The sequence below is a fragment of the Treponema sp. R8-4-B8 genome (assembly GCF_054786175.1).
The window spans coordinates 1-517 of sequence record NZ_BDHE01000302.1 but is presented as its reverse complement, the minus strand read 5'-3'; the positions used below and the strand labels follow the sequence as shown (position 1 = coordinate 517).

Below are 517 nucleotides of genomic sequence, written 5' to 3'. Positions count from 1 at the left end.
TTTACGGTGGCGATAATTACGGGCATCCCAGTAACATGGACTGTCGCGTAACCGTCAAATGTTTTGTGCGCGATGTCCCTTATCTTAATAAAGTACTCGCTTGTCTGTTTTGAGCTTGCCTGTTCGGAGCTTATCGACAATGGTATTAAAATTTGAGTCGCGGTAAAATCATCCGAAAAAAGCGCCCGCTCGTACATGTCCCATGAAAGGAGGCGGCGTTTTAATTCCGCTATTTCTTCCCGCGTCCCTGAAAAATTGCTTCTTAAAAGTTTTTCCACGATAATAGCGTCGTCTTTTGAGGTAATATATTCGGCGTTGATTAATGAAGTAACGCTTCTAACAATGGGTATTTCCGCGACTTTATCAGAATAATCCCTAATGCTGTTGATAAAATCCGCGTCAAAAACAGTGCCGTACTGCCGCTGCAGTCCCACAAGAATAAAAAAAGAGCTTCCGAACATTTTGTCAATCCACTGCGTCGTTTTAAGGGCAGGATCATCAAGAGGGACAACACGCA

General features: G+C 43.5%; 1 pseudogene. It reads right to left on the bottom strand.

The window, feature by feature from the left end:
- Positions 1-517 (bottom strand): annotated as a pseudogene (locus ACYVRA_RS08500) (efflux RND transporter permease subunit); the annotation flags it as partial.